The following is a 2,401-nucleotide window of genomic DNA, read 5'->3' on the forward strand; positions in this document are numbered from 1 at the left end:
AAGTCGAGCATGCTGGTGGCCAATGCCTGGCATGCCCGCTCGGACGCCGCGTCATCGCTGGTCGTGGGCATCGGCATCATTGGCAACCTGGCGGGCTACCCGATCCTGGACCCGATCGCCGCGCTCATCGTGGGCTTCATGGTGGCAAAAATGGGCTGGGGGTTTGGCTGGGACGCGCTGCACGACCTGATGGACCGCTCGGCGGACGAGCAGGAGGTGGCGGCCATTCGCCGCACGCTGATGGAAACGCCGGGCGTCAGCGACGTGCATGACGTGCGCACGCGCAAGATGGGCGACATGATTGTGGTGGACGCGCACATCGAGGTCGATGCCGACATCACGGTGGAGGCCGGCCACGACATCGCCGTGGAGGCCAGGCAGCGCGTGCTGCAGCGGCACCGCGTGCTGAACCTGATGACCCATGTGGACCCGTGGCGGCGGCCCGACCTGGACCATGCCGCGCCGGTCGCGCCGCCGGCCTGAGCCCGGCAGACGCTAACCAGGCACACCCTATCGCAAGATCAGTACCGGCACCTCGCTGAGCCGCAGCAGCGTGGTCGTCGTGCTGCCGACAATCAGCTGGCGGATGCGCGAGTGGCCGTAAGCGCCCATCACCAGCAGCGAAGCGCCCTGCGCCTTGACGAATGCGGGCAGCACGTCTTCCGGCTCGCCGGGCAGCAGTTCCACCGAAGCCTCAAAACCGGCAGCCGCCAGTGCAAGCCGGGCTTGTTCAAGCTGCTGCCGCGCCAGCGTGGTTTCAGCGCCGGCCATGGCCACCACCACGGGCAGACCCTTGAGCATCGGGCTGCGCGCCACCGTGTCGATGGTTTTGCGTCCAGTCGGGCTGCCGTCAAAGGCGATGACAAACCGCGTGGGCGCTTCAAATGGCGAGCCGGTCGAGACCAGCACCGGACGTTTCACGGCACGTATCACGCGCTCGACGTGGTGGTCCAGGTGAATCTTCGAAGCCCCGCTGGCATGGTAGTGCTCGCCCAGCACGAACAGGCGCGCATCCGGCTCCATCTCCAGCACGGTGTCCAGCAACTCGCCATGGCGTAGCCGCACATCGAGCCGCTGCACCCCGGCAGCCGTAGCGCGCAAGCGGGCGTCGGCCAGCAGCAGCCTGCCGGCTTCCTGCGCCAACTTGCCGCGCTGGGCATCCAGCGCGCTCAATTCATCGAGCAGCGCTTCCTGCGCGCCCAGCCCGATGGCGCCGCTGTAGTCGGTGATCAGCGGAGGTGTCGGGCTGCGCTCGAGCACATGCAGCAGCTCCAGCGGCGCATCCAGGCGCAGCGCGGACCACGCGGCCCAGTCGATCACGGATGCCGAATTGGCCAATCCGTCAATGCAGGCATAAACCTTGTTCATATGTTTTCCTTCAGTGCATGAGTTGTTCGACTGCGCCGGGCTTGTCATGGACCCCAAAGCGGTCCACCAGCGTGGTGCTGGCCTCGTTCAGGCCAACGACCTCGACCTCGGTGCCATCGCGCTTGAGTTTGAGCACCACCGTATCGAGTGCGCTGATGGCCGTGATGTCCCAGAAATGCGCGCGGCTCACATCAATGCGCACCTGCGCCACCGCTTCCTTGAAATCAAATGCAGCGATAAACGTTTCTGACGAGGCGAAGAACACCTGACCGACCACGCTGTAGACGCGCATCCGGCCATCGTCCTCGCTGCTGCGGTCAATGCGCAGAAAGCGCCCCACCTTGTGGGCAAAAAAGAGGCCCGACAGCAGCACGCCGACAAACACGCCCTTGGCCAGGTCATGGGTGGACACCGTCACGATGACGGTAGCGATCATCACGATGGACGAGGTGGGTGGATGCTCGCGCAAATTACGGATGGAGCTCCAGCTGAAGGTGCCGATGCTGACCATGATCATCACTGCCACCAGCGCGGCCATCGGAATGCGGGCGACCCAGTCGCCAATAAACACCACCATCAGCAGCAAAAATACGCCGGCAGAAAAGGTCGAAAGCCGGCCGCGACCGCCTGATTTCACATTGATCACCGACTGGCCAATCATGGCGCAGCCCGCCATGCCGCCGATAAAGCCGGTCGCGATATTGGCCACACCCTGGCCGACGCATTCGCGGTTCTTGTTGCTGGGCGTGTCGGTCAGCTCGTCCACGATGGAGGCCGTCATCATCGACTCCAGCAAACCCACCACCGCGAGCGTTGCCGAATACGGCAGGATGATCTTGAGCGTTTCCAGGTTCAACGGCAGGTCAGGCAACAAGAAAATCGGCAGGCTGTCAGGCAACTCGCCCATGTCGCCCACGGTGCGAATGTCCAGCTTGAGCGCCATCGCCACGCCGGTGAGCACAACGATGGTGATCAGCGGCGAAGGCACCGCCTTGGTGATGTACGGAAAGCCGTAAATGATGACCAGACCGGC

Annotated in this window: 3 protein-coding genes; 1 reads left to right on the forward strand and 2 read right to left on the reverse strand. The window is 64.1% G+C overall.

Annotated features, from left to right (window positions below):
* Positions 1–483, forward strand: a 483-nt coding sequence (locus tag Q8K05_RS03435) for a cation diffusion facilitator family transporter (protein WP_305245123.1), incomplete at its 5' end; no start/stop codon positions are given.
* Between the two features lie 27 nt (positions 484–510).
* Here Q8K05_RS03435 and Q8K05_RS03440 read toward each other — a convergent pair.
* Together Q8K05_RS03440 and Q8K05_RS03445 are read right to left on the reverse strand one after the other, a co-directional pair.
* The gene (locus tag Q8K05_RS03440; protein WP_305245124.1) at positions 511–1,368 is read right to left on the reverse strand and encodes a universal stress protein; all 858 of its coding nucleotides are present in this window, start codon (positions 1,366–1,368) and stop codon (positions 511–513) included.
* A 10-nt stretch (positions 1,369–1,378) separates the two neighbouring features.
* Positions 1,379–2,401, reverse strand: a 1,023-nt coding sequence (locus Q8K05_RS03445; RefSeq protein ID WP_305245125.1) for a SulP family inorganic anion transporter, incomplete at its 5' end; no start/stop codon positions are given.

The sequence above is a fragment of the Polaromonas sp. genome, from assembly GCF_030682935.1.
Lineage (GTDB): Bacteria > Pseudomonadota > Gammaproteobacteria > Burkholderiales > Burkholderiaceae_C > Polaromonas.

What these genes read in the sequence shown, in the direction of transcription:
- Q8K05_RS03440 (WP_305245124.1), bottom strand. Translation starts at nt 1,368, where the DNA reads ATGAACAAGGTTTATGCCTGCATTGACGGATTGGCCAATTCGGCATCC.